The 24499-nt window shown below is 52.3% G+C and carries 21 protein-coding genes; 7 read left to right on the top strand and 14 right to left on the bottom strand.

Annotation, left to right across the window (positions count from 1 at the left end; all coding sequences use genetic code 11):
• Positions 1-115 precede the first annotated feature (115 nt).
• Positions 116-850, top strand: a complete 735-nt coding sequence (locus VGJ94_15800) for an N-acetylmuramoyl-L-alanine amidase-like domain-containing protein (protein ID HEY3278081.1) — start codon at positions 116-118, stop codon at positions 848-850.
• Positions 851-911: 61 nt separating this feature from the next.
• On the opposite strand, the gene VGJ94_15795 is transcribed toward VGJ94_15800, so the two are convergent.
• Together VGJ94_15795 and VGJ94_15790 are read right to left on the bottom strand one after the other, a co-directional pair.
• Positions 912-1898 carry a hypothetical protein gene (locus VGJ94_15795; GenBank protein ID HEY3278080.1) on the bottom strand — a complete coding sequence of 329 codons (987 nt, stop codon included), beginning with the start codon at positions 1896-1898 and terminating at the stop codon, positions 912-914.
• Positions 1899-1911: 13 nt separating this feature from the next.
• Entirely contained in the window at positions 1912-2916 is a 1005-nt protein-coding gene (locus VGJ94_15790) for an MBOAT family O-acyltransferase (protein HEY3278079.1), read from the bottom strand.
• Between VGJ94_15790 and VGJ94_15785 the strand changes: the two genes are divergently transcribed.
• Complete coding sequence (locus VGJ94_15785; protein ID HEY3278078.1) at positions 2842-3126, top strand: hypothetical protein; 285 nt, start codon at positions 2842-2844, stop codon at positions 3124-3126. The two genes, VGJ94_15790 and VGJ94_15785, sit on opposite strands and share 75 nt — an antisense overlap.
• A 922-nt stretch (positions 3127-4048) precedes the next feature.
• Here the strand turns inward: VGJ94_15785 and VGJ94_15780 are convergent.
• The gene (locus VGJ94_15780; GenBank protein HEY3278077.1) at positions 4049-6313 is read right to left on the bottom strand and encodes a PAS domain S-box protein; all 2265 of its coding nucleotides are present in this window, start codon (positions 6311-6313) and stop codon (positions 4049-4051) included.
• 202 nt (positions 6314-6515) lie between these two features.
• Here VGJ94_15780 and VGJ94_15775 point away from each other — a divergent pair, with 202 nt between their 5' ends.
• Complete coding sequence (locus tag VGJ94_15775) at positions 6516-7475, top strand: chemotaxis protein (protein ID HEY3278076.1); 960 nt, start codon at positions 6516-6518, stop codon at positions 7473-7475.
• A gap of 293 nt (positions 7476-7768) precedes the next feature.
• A complete protein-coding gene (locus VGJ94_15770; GenBank protein HEY3278075.1) occupies positions 7769-8719 on the top strand; it encodes a pentapeptide repeat-containing protein in 951 nt (316 codons plus the stop codon).
• Between the two features lie 27 nt (positions 8720-8746).
• On the opposite strand, the gene VGJ94_15765 is transcribed toward VGJ94_15770, so the two are convergent.
• Both VGJ94_15765 and VGJ94_15760 read right to left on the bottom strand, forming a co-directional pair.
• Positions 8747-9805 (bottom strand): enolase C-terminal domain-like protein, encoded by a 1059-nt coding sequence (locus tag VGJ94_15765; GenBank protein ID HEY3278074.1) that lies wholly within the window; start codon positions 9803-9805, stop codon positions 8747-8749.
• Positions 9796-10725 (bottom strand): NlpC/P60 family protein, encoded by a 930-nt coding sequence (locus VGJ94_15760; protein ID HEY3278073.1) that lies wholly within the window; start codon positions 10723-10725, stop codon positions 9796-9798. The genes VGJ94_15765 and VGJ94_15760 overlap by 10 nt, the downstream gene beginning before the upstream one ends.
• 279 nt (positions 10726-11004) lie before the next feature.
• Here VGJ94_15760 and VGJ94_15755 point away from each other — a divergent pair, with 279 nt between their 5' ends.
• Both VGJ94_15755 and VGJ94_15750 read left to right on the top strand, forming a co-directional pair.
• The gene (locus VGJ94_15755; protein ID HEY3278072.1) at positions 11005-13788 is read left to right on the top strand and encodes a PAS domain S-box protein; all 2784 of its coding nucleotides are present in this window, start codon (positions 11005-11007) and stop codon (positions 13786-13788) included.
• Positions 13749-14150 carry a response regulator gene (locus tag VGJ94_15750; GenBank protein HEY3278071.1) on the top strand — a complete coding sequence of 134 codons (402 nt, stop codon included), beginning with the start codon at positions 13749-13751 and terminating at the stop codon, positions 14148-14150. The genes VGJ94_15755 and VGJ94_15750 overlap by 40 nt, the downstream gene beginning before the upstream one ends.
• A 46-nt stretch (positions 14151-14196) precedes the next feature.
• On the opposite strand, the gene VGJ94_15745 is transcribed toward VGJ94_15750, so the two are convergent.
• The gene (locus VGJ94_15745) at positions 14197-15129 is read right to left on the bottom strand and encodes a YihY/virulence factor BrkB family protein (protein ID HEY3278070.1); all 933 of its coding nucleotides are present in this window, start codon (positions 15127-15129) and stop codon (positions 14197-14199) included.
• Positions 15130-15621: 492 nt separating this feature from the next.
• Between VGJ94_15745 and VGJ94_15740 the strand changes: the two genes are divergently transcribed.
• Positions 15622-16413 carry a lipopolysaccharide kinase InaA family protein gene (locus tag VGJ94_15740; GenBank protein HEY3278069.1) on the top strand — a complete coding sequence of 264 codons (792 nt, stop codon included), beginning with the start codon at positions 15622-15624 and terminating at the stop codon, positions 16411-16413.
• 43 nt (positions 16414-16456) lie between these two features.
• On the opposite strand, the gene VGJ94_15735 is transcribed toward VGJ94_15740, so the two are convergent.
• The 8 genes from VGJ94_15735 to miaB all read right to left on the bottom strand — a co-directional run bounded on the left by VGJ94_15735 (position 16457) and on the right by miaB (position 24428).
• Entirely contained in the window at positions 16457-17338 is an 882-nt protein-coding gene (locus tag VGJ94_15735) for a lysophospholipid acyltransferase family protein (GenBank protein ID HEY3278068.1), read from the bottom strand.
• 6 nt (positions 17339-17344) lie between these two features.
• A complete protein-coding gene (locus VGJ94_15730) occupies positions 17345-17521 on the bottom strand; it encodes a Trm112 family protein (protein ID HEY3278067.1) in 177 nt (58 codons plus the stop codon).
• 19 nt (positions 17522-17540) lie between these two features.
• Positions 17541-19256 carry a 30S ribosomal protein S1 gene (locus tag VGJ94_15725; GenBank protein ID HEY3278066.1) on the bottom strand — a complete coding sequence of 572 codons (1716 nt, stop codon included), beginning with the start codon at positions 19254-19256 and terminating at the stop codon, positions 17541-17543.
• Positions 19240-20751: a 4-hydroxy-3-methylbut-2-enyl diphosphate reductase gene (gene ispH, locus VGJ94_15720; protein HEY3278065.1), complete on the bottom strand. Its 1512-nt coding sequence runs from the start codon at positions 20749-20751 to the stop codon at positions 19240-19242. Before ispH ends, VGJ94_15725 begins: the two co-directional genes overlap by 17 nt.
• A gap of 125 nt (positions 20752-20876) precedes the next feature.
• On the bottom strand, positions 20877-21953 hold the full coding sequence (gene hisC, locus VGJ94_15715) for a histidinol-phosphate transaminase (GenBank protein ID HEY3278064.1): 1077 nt from the start codon (positions 21951-21953) through the stop codon (positions 20877-20879).
• Entirely contained in the window at positions 21950-22609 is a 660-nt protein-coding gene (locus VGJ94_15710) for a histidinol phosphate phosphatase domain-containing protein (protein HEY3278063.1), read from the bottom strand. Before VGJ94_15710 ends, hisC begins: the two co-directional genes overlap by 4 nt.
• A gap of 2 nt (positions 22610-22611) precedes the next feature.
• On the bottom strand, positions 22612-23109 hold the full coding sequence (locus VGJ94_15705) for a bifunctional nuclease family protein (protein ID HEY3278062.1): 498 nt from the start codon (positions 23107-23109) through the stop codon (positions 22612-22614).
• Positions 23106-24428: a tRNA (N6-isopentenyl adenosine(37)-C2)-methylthiotransferase MiaB gene (gene miaB, locus VGJ94_15700; GenBank protein ID HEY3278061.1), complete on the bottom strand. Its 1323-nt coding sequence runs from the start codon at positions 24426-24428 to the stop codon at positions 23106-23108. Before miaB ends, VGJ94_15705 begins: the two co-directional genes overlap by 4 nt.
• Between the last annotated feature and the right edge of the window lie 71 nt (positions 24429-24499).

The raw sequence follows: 24499 nt of genomic DNA, 5'->3' as shown, positions 1-24499 counted from the left end.
TACCAGAGAACCGGCCGGGATAAAAGCATATAGAGAACGGTTGGGCAGGGGTGCTATAATGAGTGATATTCGGAGGCCGAAGGGGCCTCAAAAGTGTTGAGGAGAATTCATTGCCATGTCTGAAGATGGGATAATAAAACTTGGCAAATGGTCCGTGGGGGAGCTGGAGCGCCTTATGGAAGAGGCATCCTCCCTTCCCGAAACGGGTCCGAGGATAGAAAGAATATCAGGCATGCTTTTGGGCACCCCTTACCGGGCTTCCACTCTCATCGGGAGTGACCGAATACCCGAAAGGCTGGTGATCGATCTGGAAGGGGTAGATTGTTTCACTCTTATTGATTATGTGGAGGCCATGCGGCTTTCCCGCTCCCTGCCCGGTTTCAGGGATGCCCTGATCCGGGTGAGGTACCGCGAAGGCAGGGTTTCCTTTAAAGGGCGGAATCACTTTTTTACCGACTGGCTATACTCTCCCCGTAATCCTGTGGCAGATGTAACTCGCGAGATCGGCGGGGTTGAATGCCGCAGCGCAGTCAAACGGCTCAACCTGAAGAAAGACGGTTCTCTCTTCCTTCCCGGAATCGAGGTGACGGAAAGGGAGATCACCTATATTCCGGGCGAATCGATTGACAGCGTTCTGGAAAAGAGGATCAGGGAGGGGGATTATATCGGCATCTACACTTTTGAGGAGGGTCTTGACGTTTCCCATGTGGGTATATTCGTGGGGAGGGAAAATACGGGCCGGCTGAGGCATGCGTCCTCTTCTTACGAGTCGAGAAAGGTCGTCGACCAACCATTCGAAGACTATGTTTCCCGCAAGCCGGGAATCATTGTGGTGCGCCCCGGCTTGTGAGTCGATTAAGGCTTCTTTCGCAACCTCAGGGAAGTGTCACCATCCGTCCATCCATCCTCCTCTACCGAGCCCCGGCGTGAGAATTTTTAAGATACCGATTCAGGAGGCCTGTCAGCTTTTCCGTCCTGACGGACTTTCCCTCCGCCGTCAGATGATAAATAGTATTGGAAAAATACCGGTAATCCAGTGTGAAATCATGAGGGGTGCCCAGTATCGGCATATTAAGATTCTTCTTGAGAGATATGTAAAGTCGGTCCAATTGGATCTGATTACGCCTATATTCTTCCGAAGGAATTGCGCAAAAACATAAAATAACTGTAATCCCTCTCGCCCTGGCAGTGGCGGCAAGATCATTCAGGCGCATGTAAACCGCGGGATCAATCCCATCTGCGGGGAAGATAGAACCATATCCCGAGATCCGTTCCTTTGCCAGTGAAATAAATTCTTGATTCTTACTATCGCCGAATTTGTTGGCCCTGAGGGAATAATTAATGTAGCCTCTCCCAAAAGGGCTCTGAAAAGGCCGCGTGAACATGGCACGCGCAAGTCCCACAATTTTATATTGGCAGAGACTTGCCACATCGGGCAAAAGCTCACCTATGTCTAACCACCCTTTATAAAGGTATTTAAGGGCATTACGTGGCGACATGGCAAAACACCATTTTCTCACATCTTTGTTGGGATAAATTGAAGCATCATAGAGGAGTCCATATTCGGGCACAAGTACCAGTACATCCTTCGCTCTCATAAAGCGCATTGCTTCCATAGGAGCAAAGGTCAAGCCGAATCCGGCAAAAAGTCCTATATTCGCGACATTATACTCGGTCTCTTTTTGAACATATGAACTGTCGAGTCCCGACCAAAGGCCACTCCCGCCGGAGAAAACGATCAGGCGCTCCTGACGTATCGCGAATTCACTTACCATATCATTTTTATTTATAATGGACGCGAAATGATAACCATACCGGAGAGGCGCGACGCTAAGAAGGAAAAAACTCAGGGCTACCAGAACCGAAAAGAATACCACTTTCATGAAGAAGTTTTTCATATGCCTACTCTCTTCAAAACTGGAAGTAGATGAAGTTCTTCATATTATCAAAAACCCCAAAGATAAGTATCCCCATGGCAAGGGCATAGTAAATCGTCCACCGAAAAGGTGCCGGCCTGGCTGAGAGCATGGAACGCATCTCTTCCTGTGATACGAGTCCCTCGACAAGTTGCACGAGAAGGATGCCCAATAAGGCCAGCGGAAGCTGGATATGATCCAGACCCAGCTTATTCAGAGGCAGCATCTCTTTTAACTGAGCAGGATGAAGAGCCTCCCGGTAACCCGTAAAGAGGTGAGAAGCCACATAAAATGCATCTTCCAAATTCTTAGAAACGAAGAAAATCCAGGCGAAAGAGACTATGCAGAAGGTAATACCCACCTTCATGGCCTTGTGGAGGAGCACATGCTTCTCTAACTCGAAGGTGATGACAAATCTTTTTCTCAGATCCTGAGTCCAACGGGAAAGGAGGTAATAGAAGCCATGGAGCAGCCCCCAGACAACAAACGTCCAGTTAGCACCGTGCCACAGGCCACTTATGGCGAAAGTGACAAGAATATTGGCACACCACCTTAGCCGTGTCACTCGATTACCGCCGAGGGGACGGTAAAGATAATCCCGAAACCAGGTGGAAAGGGAAATGTGCCATCGCCGCCAAAACTCGGTGATGGATATAGCGTAATAGGGCCTTTTGAAATTGTCCACCAGACGAAACCCTATCACTTGAGCGGAACCAATCGCAATGTCGGAATACCCGGAGAAGTCGCAATAGATTTGGAACGCGAAAAAGAAGGTCGAGAGAACCAGAAAAGGACCGGAAAACTCCCTTGGATTTGCATAAACCGTTGACACGAGCATGCCTAGCCTATCCGCGACCACCACCTTTTTGAAAAGTCCCCATGCCATCAACTTAATGCCATTTGTTGCCAAGTCATAAGAGAATTCATGCTTCTCGCGGAACTGGCGAAGCATATGTTGCGGCCTCTCAATGGGACCTGCCACCAACTGAGGGAAAAACATGATAAAAAGGCAATAATAGCCAAAATGTCTTTCGGGCTTTTGGGCCCCTTTGTAAACCTCTATTATGTAACTGATGCTCTGGAAACTGTGAAAGGAAAGGCCCACGGGCAGCAGTATATTCAGTACATGGGGGGAATAATTCCAATGAAAGAACCGGGCAGCCGCGGTGATGGTATGGTCGAGGAAACCCAGATATTTGAAAAAAAATAGAATAGAGCACGTGAGGACAATGCCGGCGACAAGAATCCATTTTCTACTCCGGCCCCTTTGTTCCTGCAGCAGGAGACCCACCGCATAATCGATGACAATAATTGCAAAGATAACACCGAGGTACGCCGGGATGAAAGTCATGTAAAAAATTGAGCTTGCAGCAAGCAATAAAATCCAGCGGTATCTGTGGGGCATAAAAAAATAGAGGACCGCAACACTTGGGAAAAAAATGGCGAATTGTAAGGAATTAAATAACATGCAAGGTCCGGGGAAGAGGATGATTTGTGTGATACGATCTGTTAATTTTTGCCTTCATGTGGAATAAAAGGCCAAAGCAGGGATTATTCCCGTTATGGAGATTCATAGGAGGTTTGTGCCAAAATATGTACCTTATATAAATATACGGTATGAATGTCAAGTTTTTTCAGATATCCGGAAAAGGCTGCAAGAAGCCCCATGGGGCCCAAGCAATAACATCCCATGGAATGAAAATACCTCTTGATCGCCAATGCAGCCTCTAATTAACCAGGCAATGGTTAATCTGTCTTTGACTTATCTTAAAAGATCGTACGCGGGCTCTAAGGAAGATCGAATCTTTCTTGAATAGCTATCTCACCTGCCGATCAACAATGATCAAGAGTGCCGGGCGAATTTAACTTCGGTTTCTTTGCCACTACTCAAGAGAAGCAAAGAATGCATGCAAAAGGACCTTAGGCTCGTTGGCTGATTTGACCGGTTCGGTTGTTCATTCATGAATTGTAAAAGGATCATCTGCCGTTCCTGGAGGGATCCGATTGGTAATTATTTTTTCTTGTACGCTCTTTTCTAAAATGCGGTACTAAACAGCTCTATTTCTCAGATGAAATTGATTTTGACATAGAAGTGTTGATTACGGAAGGTATCTCATTCTGTGGATTCATTTCTATCCACTGTCCAATTCGGGGGTATAGCGGCTGTACTGGTTCTTGCCGCCCCGTTTTGCCCGGTACATGGCGACGTCAGCCTTTCGTATCAGGGATTCCGCGCTTTCCCCGTCATCGGGATAGAGCGCTCCGCCGATGCTGACGGTGACAAAGAAGTGATTGGAATCGACGACAAATGATTTTCTGAAGGCATGGACGATTTTTTCTACCACCGCCTGAACGTCCTCTGCTCCGTTTATCTCGTTCAGAATAAGCATGAACTCATCGCCACCCATCCGGGCGACCGTATCGCTCTTGCGGAGCACCGACAGGAGGCGGTTCGCGGCGGCCTTGAGCACAAAATCTCCCGCCTTATGACCCAATAAATCATTCACCCTTTTGAACTGATCCATATCGAGAACCGCCACGGCCAACTTGTCGCCTTTGCGCCGTACTTTCGCCATGGCCACTGAAAGACGGTCTCCGAAAAGTGTGCGGTTCGGCAACCCCGTCAGAGAATCATGGTAGGCCATATGCCTGATAGTCTCTTCGGCTTTTTTAAATGCCGTTACATCGCGCACAATTCCCTGATATCCAGCTACCGAGCCGTCACGGGCCTTCTTTTCAGAGACGGTAAGGAGGCAGTCCATTTCGATGCCGTCCTTTTTCTTCAGCTTTACCTCGAAATCCCGTACCGTGCCGAACTCCCTGAGCGATCTTATCACGGCGTGCCGGTCCTCTGTGTTCCGGTAAGTATCTCTCGCCTTCATGGAAAGCACCTCTTCTTTTATATGGCCGAAAAGATTGAGGAAAGACCTGTTGCAGTCGACAAAGCGGCCATCCACGGAGGCGATATAGATTGCATCATTTGAATCTTCAAAAAGGGTCCTGAACTTTTCCTCACTTTCGCGCAGGGCCTCTTCAGCCTTTTTCTTCTCCGTAATATCGGAGAGGAAGATAATGGTTCTGCCGTCGTCGAGGAAGGTCTTTGTAAAGGAGATCTCTTTTCTTGAGCCATTTTTGCAGGCTACGCTGAAAACTTTCTCCCGTGTCGCATGAGGACCGTTCTCGCTCAGAAACAAGATGGCCTTTTCCCTTTCGACTGGTTCGGGGTACGCCTTATCCAGCCAGTCAGCATATGAAACGGCATCGTCGAGGGTATATCCTGTAATGTTCGTATATTCGGGGTTTACATAAAGATAAAGGCCGCCGGAGTCGCCGAGGACTACGCCATAAGGGGTTTTTTCGAGGATCTCTCTAAAAGTCTCCCGCTCCTTATGGAGCATTTCCTCCATGAATTTTTGAGCAGTGATATCCTCATAGGTGCCTTCGTAATAGAGTATTTTGCCGTTTTCTGCGCGTACCGCCCGGCCATTCATGGAGACCCAGAAGGTACTTCCGTCCTTTCTGCGCTGCTCCGCCCTGAATCCCTCGATCCGGCCGTCTCGCTCCATAAGGCAACGGAATTCATCCTGCTTCATGGAATCAACATAGAGTTGGGCGCCGATCGAAGTTACCTTCTCCATCATCTCTTCTATGGTATGGTATCCATACATTTTTGCCATTGCCGGGTTTATGTTCAGGAGCCGGCCTGAAGGGGCGGCTTGAAAGATTCCCTCCATGGCGTTTTCCACTATGCTCCTGTATCTTTCCTCGCCCGCCTGCATGGCTTCGAAAGCCTTCTTTCGTGCCAGGGCATTGGCAAAGATTTCGCCCACTATCTTAAGGAGAGACGTTATTTCCTCGTCCCATGCCTTTTTTCTGAGAATGCTGTCGAGACCAAGGAAGCCTATGAGGGAATCGCCATACACCATGGGCACTGCGATAAGAGACTGCACGTCTTCACCCAGGATCTTCGTCTTCTCGGCCCTTGCCTTGGAGGGAAGGAGGCCCGTATCGGGGGCATGTATCACTCCGAGTCCCCGGAGCCTTTCAAAAAGCCAGGGGAGATCTTCTTCGGTGAGTCCCTTTACCCGGCTGATGAGGGAGGAAATTCCGTGGGCGCACCATTCATGCGTATTGCTTACCACCCTGCCATTTTTGTCGAACTGAAAAACATAGGACCTGTCGGCAGACGCGAAATTTCCCACCGCACCGAGCACATCTTTTATGCCTTCATCTATCTCATCGGCGGGAAGGGCGATAAAGTTTGTGGATAGGGCGAGAATCAATCTCAGCAACTCTTCGGTTCTTCCGTTTTTGCCTTCCTTTGTGGCGGCAGACCCGGTTTCGCGGGAGGGAGCGACTGTCTTCGCAATATCTTTATGACGTAATTGATCGGCCATATTCGTCTAGGGTTTATCGGCAAAATTGAATGTTACCTTAAAAGCGGCTCCAGGGCGGTCTCTCCCATGGCTTCGTAACATTGCTTAAGTATCTATTTTTCAGGCCGATAAGTGATGTAACCGCATAGACCCTGCGGTGTGGGAAGATCGGGTCTCTTCGGGCATAAGTCCGATAGATAATCGTTATGCAAAAGGGGCGGTCATGGGAACGAGCCAGTCAAACATTCTTCTTGAATCAGGCACGAATGAAGTCGAAATCCTGGAGCTTTTCATCGAAGAAGAGGAGTACAAGGGCTATTACGGGGTCAACGTGGCGAAAGTTCTCGAAATCATCCCCATGCCTTCAAAAATAATGCGGCCCCCTCACCTCAAAGGGTCCTTTGCATTCGGCATGTTCAACCACAGGGACAAGATTATCGCCCTCTTCGATCTGGGATCCTGGCTCGGAAGGACCAGGGTAGAGCATACGCCTCCCAAAGTCCTCATTACGGAATTTAATAACGTGGTAAATGCCTTTCTGGTCTCGGGAGTCACCCGTATCCACCGGGTCACATGGGGAGATATCAAGCCTCTCGACGGCTATATGGATGGCTTGAGCGATACGATCACCAGTGTTATAGAGCTCGAAGATAAACTCGTCTTCCTTTTGGACCTTGAAAAAGCGATGGCCGATCTGAACCCCGATCTGGCCATACAAGCCACCTCTCTCGCCTCGCTCCAATCATCGACATTCATGGATGTACCCATCAAGGTACTCCACGCCGACGACTCAGGGGTAATCCGTACCACCGTGAGAAAGCAATTGGAGGAACAAAAGGTCTTTTCCGTGAAATCGGCCACCAACGGTGATGATGCATGGGAATATATGGTGGGTGTCAAGAACAGATGCCACGAAGCAGGAACTGAACTTACTGACGAGCTCGATATCGTGCTCACCGACATTGAGATGCCCGGCATGGACGGATACCATCTCTGTAAACGCATCAAAGAGGACCCGGAGCTTAAGGCCATCCCCGTAGTGCTCTTCTCTTCCCTCATCACCGAAAAGCTTGCCCACAAGGGAGAAGCAGTGGGCGCGGATGGTCAGTTCGCAAAACCGGACATGCAGCTCATGCTCTTTATGAAAGAACTGGTCGAAAAAAGACGGCAGGAGGAGAAATAGCCTGACCTGCAAAATGTGATGTTTAAGCCCGTCACGCCGATGTGCCGGGCTTGCCATGCCAATCTCTCTCTATCGAAAAATCTACCTGCCTTGCAATCAGTCATTCCCCCACCGGACACCCTTGCGAGCACGCAAATGACCGATGTACCTATCGGTGGAATTCGGTTTATAAGGAAAATACTGGCATTTTGTGATATAAAAGTTTATTCTCACCTTAGAATCGGGCTACACCATCCCTTCCGGAGGATGGGCCAGGCAAAAGGTGAGCCTAATAAGCCAAGGGGGTATGGGAAATGAGAGAAAAAATCGCCGTCACTATGGGTTTAATAATCATTTCTTTCATATATCTCGCCACGGGCGCACAGGCATTTAATAAAGACGACTACTACCGGCTCATGACCACCAACGAATGCCGTGGCTGCGACCTTACCCGTATCGACCTTTCAGGCAAGGACTTGATGAATGCCGATCTTGCAAAGGCAAACCTGCACGATATCGATCTGGCGCAGGCAGACCTCTACTTCGCAAATATGCCAGGGGTCCGCCTTGACACTTCGAACCTTTACAGGGCAAACCTGAAAGGGGCAAACCTGGAAGGCGCCAACCTGGCCGGGGCCCATCTCTTTGGCGCCGATTTCTACGGCGCTGATCTCTCGGGCGCAAACCTTTCCGGCGCTGATCTCGGCGCGGCCAATCTCTCGCGGGCAAATCTTACAAGGGCGAATATGACAAAGGCCAACATGGTGGGGGCGATCCTTTCGGGCGCAAATGCGGCACGGGCAGTACTCAGGGATGCGAACCTTTACAGCGCAACTCTTGCGGGCACCAATTTCACCGGTGCGGACCTCATAAGGACTGATCTCAGAGGGGCATATATGGCCAAGGCAAACCTCTTTTGCGCGGATCTGCATTTGGCTCAAATTTCAAATGCCATCCTTCACAGTGCGGACTTGAAAAGCGCCGATCTCAACAGGGCCGACCTTTCGGGCGCCAATCTGACGGGCGCCAACCTGACGGGCGCCGATCTTTACTTTACCGATCTCACCAGGGCGAATCTGACCGGTGTTAACCTCTACAGGGCCGCCACATCCACGGCGATCATGTCGGATACGATTACCACGGGGACCATAACGGAAGACGGGGGTATCTGTAAGGTTGCGAGCCCCGGACGGGTACCGGCCCTTGCGGATAGGAACGCATTATTCAGGCCTTCTCTCATGGAAAGGGATATCAGGAAACCCTGAGCTCTTCCTGCCCAAAACGAAAATCGCTCACTCTCCGATAAAGAAGCAGGGAGGTCTTATCTCTATAGCGCCATATTTTTTCAGGTGATGGAGAAAATAAATACCGTCGAGATCGATATAATCAAAAGCGCCTGTGCCTGCTGCAAGCGATATCCCCGCGGAGAGACCCACCATTGTTTCGGTCATGCACCCTATCATGAGCTTCAATCCCGCCTCTTTCGCCATCGCAAGGAGATCGAGGGATTCCAGGATCCCGCTTTTTGCGATCTTTATGTTAACTCCTCCGGCAAGGTTCTCGCTGATCACACGCTTTAACTGCTCCCTTCCGACCACGGTCTCGTCGAGTATCACGGGTATGGGAGAGTGCCTCCTGATCTCTCTCAAACCCCTATAGTCATCCGCAGGGAGGGGTTGTTCAAAAAGCTCCGTCCTTATGCCGGTCTTCTCAAGAAAATCAATCATTTGAAAATAACTTCGGGGCGTGTAGCCCTGGTTCCCATCGAGCCGGAACGTAAAGTCCCCGGTCCTGAGGCCCGGATGACCGAAAATGGCGGAGAGGAACTTCTTGTCCTCCTCCACATGACCGCTCACTTTTATTTTGAAAATCCTGAACCCCTGCTTTACCGCATGATCGACCCATGGGAAAAGACCGGGGTCTTCGGGTATGAAGGGAATGGTGATATCCGTCTCTATCTCCCTCAGTTTCCCCCCATGCCACGCAACCTCGCGTAAGCCCCTGTGGTTGAGGAAGGCCCTGAAAAGTGCCGTTTCAAGGCCCGAGACAGCCATGGGGAAAGAGGCGTGCCTGCGGCGGATGGTGCGGACCCTGTCTTCCCACCCCTCGATCGGCATGCCTTTCAAATCCCTTGCCCATCCGGCGAGACGAAGTTTCATGGCAGCCATAGTATCTCCGGGAAAGGCCGCACTCGTCGGACATTCACCGGAGCCTGAGGCGCCGCCTTCCAGAATTACCGTCACAATGAGGCTTCGCATCATGCTCTTGCCGCCCAGTGAGGTGGCGAAGAATACCTTGAGCGGTCTCGAGACTTCTTTCATGCGGATGTGTGTTATCCGGTCTACGGCCACAGGGGCGCCCTCCCGAAGAATACGGCTGATTGACCCCGGACCCTTCCGGAATCCGGAAAGGCCGCACGGCGTACGCCGAACCTATTTTCAAAGGTATTCATTCCCACTGCGGTCCCCGACTCGACCGCCTCTATGAAATGTTCTCCGCCCATATAGAGCATGACGTGGTTCACTTCTTCCGGGGAAGGGGCAATAAATATAAGATCACCTGTCATTATGGAATCGGCGGTCAGGCGGCTTGCTTTCATCCATTGCTCATGGGCGTCCCTGGGAAGATCAATACCTGAGATACGGAAAACCAGATTTACGAGGCCCGAACAATCGACCCCCGTCGCAATCGACGCAAGACCGGGCATTTGCATGCTCCTGCCGCCCCACAGGTAAGGGGTCCCGAGAAAGAGCCGCGCCGCCGCCACTACTTCCTCTCTCTGCCTCTCTTCGTCATGAGCAGGCGCCGCGGACCTGAGATGTCGCGAATCGATCCAGCCGCAACGTGCCTTCCCTGCCTGAATAGGAGAAAAATATCCTCTCGGTTCATAAGTGTGATCGAGATTGACACGAGTGCCCAATGAGAGGGTGAAGAGTGCGGCGCTGCCTTCGTCAGGCGTGAGGAGTACGGGCACGATAGCGCTTTTTACCACCCTTATATCTGCAAGAGTTTCTTGCCGTGCGGGCTCGAGGCATTCTTTTTCCACCCATCCCGGATACCCCTCCCAAAAACCGTGACTTCTGAATGTTTTCTGCTCGAGGGCTTCGACGAGCGCCCATTTACCCTGATGCCCTTTCACGCTCACCCTCTCATTGAAAAGGAGCTGGGTTACCAGCTGTTCATCGTGATAATAGGAGATTTTCCCAGTTTCAGGAGTTCTCCTGAGATTGACCACCGGCTCGATTATTCTGTATTCCTTGTCTCCCTTCATCCCTTAGCTTTACCACATCAAGGGCGGGAACGACAATAGTTCGCAATGGCATGGATAAAGAGGTAACGATATCACCGATCCCTGCTGATTTAATAACGAATCTTTGAAGAGAGAGTAAATCGGAAATGTGAAAAAAATCCTAAAGTTTTGCGGACCGGCTGCCGATAACCGAGTGGGAAAATGGTTTTTCACGATGTGCGAGCGGGCCTTAAGGGGGAAAGGGCCGTCCCGTAACAAAATAACTGCAGCATAACTGGTTGTTACGAGGGGGCAAACAGCATGGAGGGAGTGCGGGAAGAGAATGGCAAAGTAGCCACGTTGCGTGAGGGCGGGAAAAAGGGGGGTTCCGACCGCAACAGGAGAGCGAGGGGCGCACGGGAAGAAGGAATCTGCCGCCTCATTTTTGAGACGGCCTATGACGGGATATTTGTTCTCAAAGAAGGGTTTATTGCGGACTTTAATGAATCCTTAAGGTTCGCTCTTGGGGGCAGCCGGGAGGATATCATCGGAAAGTCCCTTGCAGACCTTGGCCCTGCCGTCCAACCAAGCGGGGAGGAATCCCGCGATAAAGCCGTCCGTATAGTGGAGCAGGCCTTTAATGGTGAGGTGCAGCGTTTCGAATGGACGTTCCTCCGGTGCGACGGGACGGCCTTCGATGCCGAAGTAACGCTCCATGTCATTGACGGGACGGGCGAAAAGATCCTTGCAGGGACGATACGGGATATTACGGAGCGTAAAGCAAGGGAGAGATCCCTCTCCGAGGCGGCGGCGAGATACCGGGATATTTTCGATTATGCCACGGAAGGCATGTTCCAGTCCACGCCGGAGGGGCGATATATGCAGGTAAACCCGGCCCTCGCCCGAATTATGGGCTATGAGAGTCCGGAAGGCATGATTCATGAAATCACGAGTATCCGCGAACAGGTATTCATGAAGCCGGAGGCCCGGGCACGGCTTATGAACCTTCTTGAAAAAGATGGTCATGTGGAAGGCTTTGAAGCGCAGTTCCTGCGGAAAGACGGCACCGTCATCTGGGTATCTACCGACGCCCGCGTGGTGGAGGACGGGGAAGGGGAAGCCCTTTATTTTGAGGGCCTTACCCGGGACATCACGGAACGGAAGAAGTCGCAGGAGGCCCTTCGCAAAGAAAGAGAGACCTTCCTCACCATCCTCGACAATTTTCCTCACGGCGCGGCCCTCATCTCCGAAGAAGGGGCCTATCTCTACGTGAACCATAAGTTCAGCGAGATTACCGGCTACACCCTCGCCGACATCCCCTCGGGGCAGGAATGGTTTGTCCTGGCGTTCCCCGACCCGGAGCAGCGGAGAAACGCGGTCTCCGCGTGGATGATGGATATGAGGAACAAAGGCGCCGGAGAAAGGGAAGGAAAGATATTTTCAATCCGGTGCAAGGACAGCGCTCAAAAGTTTCTCAATCTCGTGACGGTCAAGCTGGAGACCGGCTCGTTTATCGTGAGTTTCGAGGACGTGACGGAGAAGCAGAAAAAGGAGGAAACCCTCCTTCTCACCCAATTTTCCATCGACCACGCCTCCGATGCGATTTTCTGGATAAAGCCCAGCTCCCGCTTTCTTTACGTAAACGAGGCATCACGCAGGATGCTCGGGTACACGCCCGACGAACTCCTTGACCTGTCCTTCTTTCAGGTCGATGTCGATCATCCGGCGGAAGAGGGCGGACGCCTCTGGAAGAGGGTTAAGGAACACGGATCGATGGCCTTTGAGTCCCGGTTCAGGGCAAAGGACGGGAAGGTCTTTCCCGTGGAGATCACGGCGAATTACGTGCACTTCCGCGGACGGAACTATGTCCTCTTTTTTGTCCGCGACATCACGGAACGGAAGAAAGGGGAAGAGGCGCTCCATATGGAGAAGGAGCGGCTTGCAGTCACTTTGGGGTCTATCGGAGACGGGGTGATCGCCACGGATACCGAGGGGCGGATAATCCTTCTCAATGCGGTTGCCGAGCAATTGACGGGCTGGCCCCATGAGGAGGCGGCAGGAAAGCCCCTCGCGGAAGTCTTTCATATAATCAACGAAAAAACCGGGGAGACTTGCGAAAGCCCCGCGACGAAGGTGCTCAAGACCGGGAAAGTGGTGGGACTTGCGAATCATACGGTCCTGGTCTCGAGAGACGGGAGGGAGTTCATCATCGCGGACAGCGGCGCCCCTATCACGAGATCCGACGGCACAGTGATCGGCGTGGTGCTCGTATTCCGGGATCAGACGGAGAAGAGGAAGACGGACGAAGAGCTCTCCAGGATCAGCAGGCTCGAATCGATCAGCGTATTGGCAGGGGGCATCGCCCATGACTTCAACAATATCCTCTCTATCCTCCTGGGCAGCATCTCTCTTGCCCGCACCTATATCGGAAGGGATGAAGAGAAGGCTGTGGCCAAGTGCAAGGATGCCGAGGCGGCGGTCAGCCGGGCAAAGGACCTTACCCAACAGCTCCTGACTTTTGCCAAAGGCGGCTCACCCGTGAAGCAAAAGTCGACCATATCGGACATACTGCGAGAGTCGGCACAGTTTGCCCTTACAGGCTCACCGACCCGCTGCGAGTTCGAGCTCTCCGAGTATCTCAGCCCTGTGGAGGTGGACCAGGGCCAGATAAGCCAGGTAATATCCAACCTCGTCATCAACGCCGATCAGGCCATGCCCCAGGGGGGCGTGATAACCATAAAAGCGGAGAATGCGGTATGGGAAGAGGAGAGAAGGCGGCATGGTTTTCCCCTGGCTGCCGGAAGATATATGAAAATTTCGGTCTCAGACCAGGGCGGGGGAGTCCCTAAAGAACATCTCGCCAAAATATTCGAACCCTATTTTACCACAAAGAAAAAAGGGAGCGGCCTCGGGCTGGCGATGGCCCATTCCATTGTCAAAAACCATGACGGGTATATAACCGCCGAATCTGAAAGCGGCGAAGGCTCGGTTTTCACCATTTTCTGCCCGCCTCCGCGGCAGATCCGACCGAGACGGACGGAACGGCCAAAGAAGGCGATACGGAAATGCTGGGCCGGGTCCTTCTCATGGACGATGAAGAGATGATCCGGGATATTACCGGTGAAATGTTGGGAAGCATCGGGTATAACGTATCTTTCGCTGCCGATGGAGAAGAGGCGATGTCGCTCTTCATCAAAGCCCGGGGTGAGAACAGGCCATTTGACGTGGTGCTACTCGATCTCACGATACCCGGAAACGTGGGGGGCGCTGAGGTCCTGAAACGACTTCGCGAGGTCGAGCCTGGGGTAAAAGCCGTGGTACTAAGCGGGTACTCCAACGATCCGATCCTCGCCTCATCGGGGGAACATGGATTCAAGGGTGTGCTGACGAAGCCATATACCCTTCAGGAGCTGAGCGATACCCTCGCCATTGTGCTCAGTGCAGGCAGTACTCCGGGCGACCGCTAATTGAGTGGAAATGGGGAGTGCGTCAATCGTCGCCCCCTCTTTCCCGTTAGATGGGTTCTTTTTGTTCAGGATGGGAGGGATGTCTTTTGTCTCCCGGGTCCTCGCCCGGAAGTGAAGCAGCCTCTGTCGTGGGCTTCATACGGGAACCGTATCTGTTAGTATACAACTGCGTAAATTCAGCCCCAAAAAAGAAGATCTGCGCCGAATAGTAGACCCAGACAAGGAGGACCACGAGAGAGCCTGCTGCCCCGTAACCTGACGCCATGCTGCTCTTCCCCAAGTACAGGCCGATGCAGAATTTACCGAGGGTGAAGAGAAGGGAGGTGAAGGCCCCGCCGAGCCATACATCGCGCCATCTTACCCTGACATCGGGCAATATTTTATAGATGAGCGAGAAAAGTATCGCTATAACCCCAAAAGAGATCACGAACTCGGCAATCTGCAGAAGAACGGTTATACCCGGAAAAAGACCGCCCATGAACGTGCCGAAGGCAGCGACCGCGGTACTCGCGGCGAGTGAAACAATGAGAAGGAACCCTATGACGGGTATGATGGAAAGAGAAGGCAGCCTCGACCTGATGATGCTCCAGAAACCCTGCGATGATTTGGGTGTCACCTCCCATACCGTGTTAAGCGATGTCTGTAGCTGGTAAAAGACCCCTGCCGCGCTGAACGCCAGTACCACCACACTTATTGCCGTCGCGACGATACCCACGGAGCGCTGTGGTGAATGCTCCACTATTTCTCGCAGCGTGTTCGCGCTTTGAGGTCCGAGGATACTCGCGAGCTGCTGCATGACCTGTCCCTGGGCCGCTTCTTTTCCAAAAATAAAGGCAACTAGCCCGATGATTATCACCAGAAGCGGCGCAAGCGAGATGATTGTATAGTAGGCAAGGGCAGCGGAAAGTGTCGACGCATCGTCATGCCGCCATTCCTGAAACGTATCTTTGAATAATTCTACGATCCCTCTCCATTTCATTCATTCACCCCGACGGTATCGATCTTAACGGGTCTCACGAATACTGAAATACTTAAGGAACATGATCGTCTACATGCCCGTTCATAAAATAATGAATAAGTATTCTCACTACCGGGAGTCAACTAAAATGGCTCAAAGATTTCCTGAATTGCGAGGCCGCCACGTGTTACGAAGAAATAAACATCCCCTGCTGCGGCCCCTAGCTCGCACAGCGAGCGAGACCAACAGTAGGCGCCTCAGGCGGGGGGAGGCTCATCAGGCTTTGCCGGATGAGGGGGCGACGCAAGCCCCATTAAAAACAAACTGATCCCTCCAGGCCGTCATGCGGGCCGCCGGAAGGAATGATTGAGAAAAATCCTTCCGACGGCCCCTAGCTCGCACAGCGAGCGAGAGGGGGAGGCTCATCAGGCTTTGCCGGATGAGGGGGCGACGCAAGCCCCATTTAACTGTTTAAAAAAGCATTTGTATCGTTTAAACTCATAAACGACACCCATGAATCTCCTCACTCCACTCATTTATGGCCACTATCTCATCTATTTCGCGGGAGAGCCCGCGGACCCGTTGCCCATGATTCAGTGTATCGGAAGAGGGGAGCTCATAGAGGGGAAGGGCAGGGGCGGTATAGCGCTCGTCCGGCTTAACGGGCAAATGCTGGCCTGCAGGAAATATACCCATGGCGGACTTCTGAGAGCCGTCACAAGAGATATATTCTTCTCCGACCGGAGGGCCCTCTCGGAGCTTGGGATCACCGGTTACCTGAGAGACAATGGTTTTCCCGTGGTGGTGCCTTTTGCCGTTATCGCGGAGAAGAAGCTTCTCACGAAGCGTCTCTATATCCTGACCGTCTATATGGAAGGGGCCGTTGACCTGCTCCAATTTCTCGTCTCTTCAAGCAAAATGAGGAGGCTGAGGACCATAAAGAGGTTCGCCGAGCTTCTCTATAAGATGGAGAAGCTCGGTGTCCGTCATCCCGACCTCCACCTCAATAATGTCCTCGTGACCCGGGACCGTCAGCTGGTCTTCCTTGATTTCGATAAATGTGGGAGGGGAATATTTACCGGCAGGGACACGATCCGCATGATCTTCAGGCTCAACAGGCATGCTGAAAAGATGGAGAAGAAAGGCGCAGCTGCCTTCACGCAGCAGGAAAGGGCAATGTTCTTGAGGGCGTATCATAGGATTTCAGGCCGGGACCTTTATCCGGAGATGGAGCGTAAGGCGGGCTCGAAGAAGTTGCTCAGCAGGGTGGGATGGCTCGTGGAACGGCTCCTTTATGGCTGGTAAGGCGTTCCCGGTTTACCGGTAAAGCCTTTGCCGGTGTGTCTCTTCAGCCTTTCCTTGCCCAACGACGGTGAACCCAGAACCATTCCTCAGGACGCTCCCGTACGATCGATTCGAGGCATTCATTTACTCTCCGCATATTACGGGCGACAAGCTCCTCGATATTGCCTTTTCTTTCCATGAGAAGCGGTGGACAGCAGACGATGGTATACCGGAGAAAACCTTCTCTTCTGAAGTAAAAGGGAACTACCGGAGCGCCGGTCTTCATGCCTATCATGGCGATGCCTCTCGAAGTGGGCGCTTTCCTGCCGAAAAAATCGACGTAGACTGCCTTCGAGCGTTTTTCCCGCTGGTCTCCCAGGATTGCCACTATCCTGCCTTCTTTGAGATATCGCATCACGTCCCTCGCGGAATTGGCGTTCGGTATGATAGTGAGTCCCGTCTCTGCCCTCATGCTGTTGAGAAATTCGTTTATCCGGCGGTGCCGCTTCAGAGGCCGGGCCAGAACGACTATTTCATGGTGGAGCAGACGGGAGGCGACTCCCATAATCTCCCAATTTGCATAGTGAAACACGAGCGCCACCAGACCTTTACCGGCAGCCAGGGCATCATCCGCATAATGCCTGTTCTCGATAGTAAAGCGACGGGTGAGGTCGTTGGGGGGTATAAAGGGCAGGACCATGGATTCCACGAAATTAATACCGAGGTTTTCGAGGCATTTGCGGGCGACGGCTGTAGCCCCTGCTTTCCCGAGAGATGGGAGGGCTTCCAGAAGATTGGAAACCGCGACCCGTCGTCTCTCGCGCAGCGCAAGATATGCTCCCCGTCCGAAAGCGGCGCCGATGGACCGCTGAATCTTTTCAGGCAGGAAGCGGAGAGCCTGCTGAAAGGATTTGACGGCAATGATAAGAAAAGGATCTACAATCACATGAAGCTACTTTGTATCAATAGGCTTCGCCTCGTCTACAAGCATGACGGGTATATCATCTTTAATGGGATACATGAGCTTGCATGAATCGCAGACGAGGCCGTCCTTCGATTCATTGAGCCGAATGTCGCCTTTGCATTTCGGACAACAGAGTATGTCGAGCAACTCTTTACTTACGGACATAAAATCACCCCCACCGCGCCTAATTGTCGTGATTCTCCCGGTTCATAGCCCTTTCAAAGGCGTCGCCGAGAGTCGAAAAAGCAGATTCGTCCCTGGTGTAAGATGTCTCTGCGGGTTTGTTATCTTCGGGCCTCCTCAGTGCTTTGATGGAGAGGCCGATTCTCTTGTTCTTCTCGTCGATGCTTAATATAGCCGCAGTCACGGGATCATCGAGCTTGAAGAGGTCGGCTACATTTTTTCCCTGGAGATCCTCTATTTCCGAGAGGTGTATGAGCCCCTCCACTCCCTCTTCGATCTCCACGAATATGCCGAAATCGGTAATACTCGTCACGAACCCCTCGACCACATCCCCGGAGTGATACCTGGAGACGAGTCCTTTCCAGGGATCGTCTTTGAGACGCTTGATGCTGAGGGAGAACTTCTTGGCTTCTTTGTCGACATTGAGAACAAGGGCTTCTACCGGCATACCCTTCTTATAGGTTTCCGATACCACTTTCTTCCGCCGTGACCAGGAGATTTCGGACACATGGATCAGTCCGTCGATGCCGTTCCCTATGCCCACGAACATGCCGAATTCGGTGAAATTCTTCACCTTCCCCTTTGCGATCGAGCCGGGCGGGTATTCCGATGCCAGCTCCTCCCACGGGTCGGGCAATAGTTGTTTCATTCCGAGTGAGATCCTCTTTTTTTCCTTATCGAACCCGAGGACCACCACATCCACCCAATCTCCCTTATTCACCAGTTTACCGGGGTTCTTCAATTTCCTGTCCCAGCTCATCTCGCTCACATGAAGGAGTCCTTCCACGCCCTGCTCGAGCTCCACAAAGACGCCGTAATCGACGATTCCTACCACCTTGCCCTTTACCTTTGTCTCCTCAGGGTACTTTTCCTCTATCTTGAGCCAGGGGTCTGCCTTGAGCTGCTTTATGCCCACCGATATTCTTTCTTTTTCATAATCGATGGCGAGGACCTTTACTTTGACCTCGTCGCCTACCCTCAGATATTCCTTTGGATGGGTGATTCTTCCCCAGGTAATGTCATTGAGGTAAAGAAGTCCGTCTACTCCGCCTAAATCTACAAAGGCCCCATAGTCGGTGATATTTCTGACGAACCCATAGACGATCTGGCCGTCTTTGATGTTCTTCCAGAATTCCTGTTTCTTCTTCTCCCTCTCCTCTTCCATGAGGATTCTTCGGGAGACGATGACATTGCCCTTTCGTTTGTTTACCTTCAGGACTTTGAATTTGAGCCGTCTTCCTATGAAAGAGGCGGGGTTCTTTACGGGCTTGACATCGACTTGAGAGATAGGCAGGAATGCATGGACTCCTCCAAGGTCCACCATGAATCCGCTTTTGACCTCGGATATGATGTCTCCCTCCACGGCGGAGCCGTCTTCAACGGCCTTATCGAGGTTGGTCCAGACCCTGATGCCGTCCACCTTTTGCTTTGACAGGAGAAGGAGACCGAACTCCCTTTCCCTGCCCACTACCATGACCTCGACCTCATCCCCGACTTGTATCTCGGGCTCACCAGGTTTGCCGCCGAATTCGGAAAGAGAGACCTTGCCTTCCGATTTGAGCCCCACGTCAACGATGACTGCATCGCCATTTATATCAATGATTTTTCCTTTCAGGATGTTACCGTCTTGCAGACTCCTAAGGGAAGTCTCGTAGAGCTCCTTCATCTCTTCTACGGTGTTTTCTTTTTGTGCTGATGTATCAACAGTCTCTACCATTTGACGACCCCCTAAATGAATTTACGCGCCTCTCCACCAAATCTATAATAAGATCGGGGGTTGATGCTCCCCCCGTTATCCCTACTCTCTTCGCGCCGGTAAACCACTCGGGCCTCAGGTCTTCTTCGGTTTCGATGTGGTAAGAACCGGGCTGTATCTTCTTTACTATGGTATAAAGTTTTGTCGTGTTTGAACTGTTCTTGCCGCCCACGATCAGCATCACATCGACCGTGGAGGAGAGCGCCGCGGCCTCCTTTTGCCTGACCTGTGTGCTCTCGCAGATCGTGTTGTAAATTCTTATTTCCTGGGCCCCTTCCATGAGTCCCCTCGCCACGCCGGTAAAAGTATCGGTGTCAAGGGTGGTTTGGCTCACGACCCCGATCTTTTTTGCGCGAACAGGTGCCGATTTTTGCAATACAATACCACCATTACGTAAATAACTCAATACACTTTTCACTTCCGGATGCTTTTCATCCCCAACGATTACGACAGTATAGCCCTCTTTCTCGAGACCGAGAGCGTGGTTGCGCACCCGCTTCACAAAGGGGCACGTAGCGTCTATGACCCTCAGGTTTTTCTCCCTGATATATGCCTTCTCTTCCTTCTTTATCCCGTGGGTGCGGAAGACGACTATGCCGTCCTTTATCCGGGTCACGTCGTCCACCGGAGAGATGCCTTTTTCCTGGAGCATCCTTACCATCTGGGGGTTATGAATGATGGGACCTATGGTATAGATGGGCTCCCCGGTCTTTTCGCGCTCCCGAAGCACCATGTTGATTGCCCGTTTTACCCCGAAGCAGAACCCTGCGTGGGCGGTTTTTATGATCTCCATAGGCTTGTCGTCTCCGGAAACCACGCGGCGGACCATGAGATCGACCACCCCCCGGGCATCTATACCCGTAGTGTCGATTCTTACCGCACCTTCAGGTACTATAAGAGGGGCAAGATCGCGCTCGGAGTCGCTTCGGTCTCTCTCGACCATTTCCGCCAGGACAACCGCAAAGTCCGGTGCCGGTCCTTTTGCGGAAAGCTCCATGTGTCTGCGTTTCGCCCGTTCCTCCGGCTTTGCGTCCAGGAAAAATTTAATATGGGCATCGGGGAAAACCACGCTTCCCGTGTCCCGCCCCTCGAGGACGATCCCGCCTCTCTTCCCCATCTCCCGCTGGATGCCCCATAGATATTCTCTCACTTCTTTATTTTGAGAGAGCTTCGAAGCGAGCAGGGATATCTCGGGAGTCCTGATTTCAGGGGTGATGTCCTTTCTCTCCAGGGTTACCTTTGTTCCGTTGACAAACTCAAATTCCAAAGAGACTTCTCCGATAAATCGAGCCATATCCCTGGGCTTGCCGGCTTTCACATAGGCGAGCGCCACTCCCCGGTACATCGCTCCCGTATCGATATAGGTGTAGCCCAGCGCCCTTGCAAGCATCCTGGCCACCGTGCTCTTTCCCGCACCGCTCGGTCCGTCTATGGTAATGATAAGATCGTTCTTCATATGGTTCTCCCAAGGATCGTTTCCCTGCCCCATAAGGATACCTCCACGAGAACGGGGGAGATAGCGGATAGGGATTGAATGGGCGCCCATGGTTCGACGCACGGGTTCGCCCCTGCTCCTCCTGCCTACCTGAGTGTATCCCTCACCCGGCTCAACGCTTCGATGAACCGTATGTTCTCGTCGGGTCTGCCTACGGAAACCCTTATATAATCGGGAAGTTTGTACGCACCCATCCAACGGACGAGGATCTTCTCTTCAAAAAGTCTCTTTACGGCGGCCTCCGCCTGATTGCCGAACCTGAAGAGAATAAAGTTTGCCTCCGTGGGTACATATTCGAGAGAAAGGCTTTTTAAGGAAGAATAGAGAAAGTCTTTTCCCTTTCGGTTGTTCGCCAGGACTTTTTGAAGGTACCCTGTATCGATCAGGGCCGCGTGGGCGCCGATGAGGGCGAGCACATTCACGCTGAAGGGCTGCCTGGTCCGTTCCAGGTAGGAGATGAGTGATGCTTCTCCCACGCCGTAGCCGATCCGCAGACCGGCGAGGGCATAGGCCTTCGAGAAGGTCCTGAGCACGAGGACGGGGTGATCATCTACGTAGGAGAAGGCCCGGGGGAATTGGGGGCTCTCCGAAAACTCCGCATATGCCTCGTCAAGGACCACCAGCACTTCGGGCGGCAGGTCGCGAAGAAAGGCACGACACGACTCGTCGTCGAAGACGGTGCCCGTGGGGTTCAGGGGATTGTTGAGAAATATGACCCGCGTATTCCGGTCAACCGCCTGCCGGATAGAGGCAAGATCTACTCTCATATCCACGACAGGCACCTTCTTGACTTCGTAGTCATATATGGCTGCGGCAATGGCATAGAAGGGAAAGGAGGGCTCCGATACGATCACCCCGTTTTTCTCCCCATGTTTCATGGCCCTCAACACCATCTCGATCAGCTCATCCGAGCCGTCGCCCAGCACGAAATGATCGGGAGCGAGTCCGTAGAGTCCCCCCAGGGCGCTTTTTAACTCACCCTCGCCCCCGGGGTAACGGTTGAGGTCGAAGAGGGCATCCATAATGTGAGAAAGCACCGCCTCCGAAGGAGGCAGCGGGTTCTCGTTCGATGCGAGTCTGGTCCATCCTTCTTCAATCCCGTACATCATAGCCCCCGGATAATGGGGGATTTGTTTTATCCGTTCATCAACAGTAAGAGTCATGCCTTTTTCCCGATCGCCCTTTTTACCAGTTCGACTGCATTCGCCTGCATGTCGTAAAAATCATCCGCTGAAAGCCCCGCGCCCATCACGACCCTCCGTGCCTGTTCCTCGCTTACCAGATCGGACGGGCTATGGGTATCGGTATTGAAAATAAGCCTTGCCCCTATCTTTTTCGCGAGCTTGGCCACGTGACCGTTCGAAAGGGAATGGCCTTTCCTCCCGCTTATTTCGAGAAGGACGTTCTGCTGCCTCGCGAGGGCCACCTCTTCTTCGGAGATGATCCCCGGATGGGCAAGTATGTCCGCGCCGCCTTCGATGGCCTCCCGGTTCGTTCCTTCCTCCACCGGCTCCGCGATGGTCTCCCCGTGGACTACTACGTAGAATATACCAAGTCTCCTCGCAAAAGCTATAGTCTCTTTTACCAGTTTTCTCGGCACGTGGGTAATCTCGACCCCGGGCAGGACAGTGATGTCGTCATATCCTTCTATTTTCTCGGTCAATTTCAGGACCGAGGCCACGACCTTCTCGATATTCGAGATGTCCACGTGATCGGAGATGCCGATCATCCGATATCCCTTGACCTTCGCCCTCCTTATAAGTTCCGAAGGCAGAAGCTCGCCGTCGCTCAGCAGTGAGTGGGTATGGAGGTCTATCATGGCTACATCTTATATTTGCCGAAATCATCCTGGGAGAGCCCTTCGAGGAGATCCTCCCATTCCGTCGTATCCGTCACCACCTTGTCGCCTTTTTGGGTAAACTCCACTTTAGCCGCCCTCTTTATTACGCTCTCTTCGACAAAGATCGGCGCCCCCGTCCTCAGGGCGATTGCGATGGCGTCACTCGGCCGGGAGTCCATTGTGAATTTTTCTCCCTCAGCCTTGACATGGAGCACCGCGTAAAAGGTATTCTCCTTCAGGTCGTTCACCTCTATCTTGACTACCTCCGCCTTCAATTTGTCGAGAAGATTCTTGAGAAGGTCGTGGGTCATGGGCCGCGGGGTCTGAATGTGCTCGATGGCGGTCGCGATGCTCGACGCTTCAAGAAGGCCTATCCAAATAGGCAGGGCTTCGTTGTCATCGAGATCCTTGAGGATCACGATGGGTGTATTGGTGAAAGGATCCACGGTAATACCCGCAACTCTCATCTCCTTCATCATCCGGCACCTCCTTCAATTTCTACTTTTTCGCCTTTCAGGGAATTTGCATAGCCCTTTACGACATTCACCGTGACAAGGGTTCCGATCATTTCCCTGCCGCCTCTGAAATTGACTATCTTATTTGTTCTCGTTCTCCCCATCAGCTCTTCGTCGGAGTTCTTGCTCATATCCTCCACCAATACTTCGACGGAGCTGCCTTCCATGCTCCGGTTCGCGGCAACGGTAATCGCCTTTTGCAGACTTTGCAAGGCCGTGAGCCTTTCGAGGGCGGTCTGTCTCGGCACTACATCAGGGAGAGCCGACGCGGCGGTAAATTTTCGCGGCGAATAGACGAAGGAAAATATCCCGTCAAATCCGATCTCCTTCACCATATCCATGGTGGACGCGAAAGCCTCGTCATCTTCTCCCGGAAAACCGACGATGCAATCGGCGGTGAGGGATATACCCGGACATTGCTCCCTGATGCGCCTCACCTTATCCATATAATCGGATACCGTGTAGCCGCGGTTCATGAGGCCCAATATTTTGTCGGAGCCTGACTGGAAAGGGAGATGGATATGCTCGCAGAGTTTTTCCAGCTTTCCAAAAGAGTCGATAAGCTCGTGAGAGAGGTCTTTCGGATGGGACGTGATAAACCTGATCCTTTCGAGGCCGTCGACCCTGTTGATCGATCGCAGAAGAGAGGGAAAGGAGAGATCTGTCGAGCCTCTGTTGTATGAATTTACGTTTTGGCCGAGAAGGGTGATCTCCTTGACGCCCTGCCCGGCGAGCACCTTCGCCTCTTCGACGATATCCGCGCTCGGCCTGCTTGTCTCCCGGCCCCGTACGTAGGGGACCACGCAATAGCTGCAGAAATTATTGCACCCTTTCATGATGGTAATATATGACTTTAACTCCTCTTTTGCGCGGGCAGGCCGTATAAAAAGGGGAGCAGCGCATCCGTTGTCGGAGAATTCGAAAAAGGGCCTTTTCTTCCGGGCCTCATCAATGGCTTCGGCCACCTTATGGATACTCGAGGGGCCGAGGGAAAAGTCGATGAAGGGCAGGCGCTCCGTGATGCCCTCTTTTTCAAGCTGGGCGATGCATCCCGTGACGCCGAGAAGAAGTTTCCGTCTCTTCTTCACCAGCCGCAATCTGCCCATGAAGCTGTAAAACTTCTGTTCCGCTTTTTCGCGTACCGCACAGGTGTTCACGATCACCACGTCCGCATCGTGGAGTCCCGTAGCCTGTTCATAGCCTTCTTCCCCCAGAAGGGCGGCCATTTTTTCCATATCGTGGTCGTTCATCTGGCAACCGAAGGACTCAATGTAAAATCGCATGTTCTTTCCCGAATGTGACAAGTGGTGAGGGAAAAGCCGCCTCACCACTTGTCGTTCTTTTATTTTTATTC

The organism is Syntrophorhabdaceae bacterium (assembly GCA_036504895.1).
Taxonomy (GTDB): domain Bacteria; phylum Desulfobacterota; class Syntrophorhabdia; order Syntrophorhabdales; family Syntrophorhabdaceae; genus PNOM01.
The sequence above is the reverse complement of the archived record's forward strand: the minus strand, read 5'-3'. Positions and strand labels throughout refer to the sequence as shown.